The organism is Siphonobacter sp. BAB-5405 (genome assembly GCF_002872335.1).
Classification (GTDB): domain Bacteria; phylum Bacteroidota; class Bacteroidia; order Cytophagales; family Spirosomataceae; genus Siphonobacter.
Genome location: NZ_NJAG01000199.1, coordinates 1 through 547, shown reverse-complemented (window position 1 = coordinate 547; position 547 = coordinate 1). Strand labels below are relative to the sequence as shown.

At 50.6% G+C, this 547-nt stretch carries 1 pseudogene; it reads right to left on the bottom strand.

Annotated features, from left to right (window positions below):
• Nucleotides 1-143: 143 nt before the first annotated feature.
• Nucleotides 144-547, bottom strand: a pseudogene (locus BWI97_RS27960) (hypothetical protein); the annotation flags it as partial.

The window sequence follows — 547 nt, the reverse complement described above, 5'->3', positions numbered from 1 at the left end:
GGTTAATTCTTAATAATTCGGAATACCTGCTGCTGCGATCCCTGATTCCAGGAAAGGTATACCAGATAAATACCCGGTTGCAGGGCTTTCAGAGTAACCGGAATCTGGCTGGTGCCTTTGGCCGCTTGCAGACGTTTCGCTTTTCAAGAGTAAGCCCTGAGCCGTATACACCCGCAGGTCCAGATCGCTGCCGCCGTTAATGAACTTTCAAGGGTCAGGATGTCGGTTACGGGATTCGGATAAACATAGACCTGATCCTGCGTAAGCGTACAGGAAGCGTACTGAGCCCGGAAGGATTGCTGCCTTCCATCGACATCCACGGATACTAAACGGTAATAGCCCATGGCGAGTCCTGCTTTGGAAAAGGAATATTGGTGAACATCTTTTTGAAACGGTACGCGGCCCACGTTTTCCCAACTTTTGGAGTCAGAACTATACTGAAGATCGAAATGGCTCACCTGCTGCTCAGCAGCCGTACGCCAGTCAAGCTGAATCTGCTGATTTCGGCATCGGGCGTCGAAACGGACCAGCGTAACGGGTAATGCTT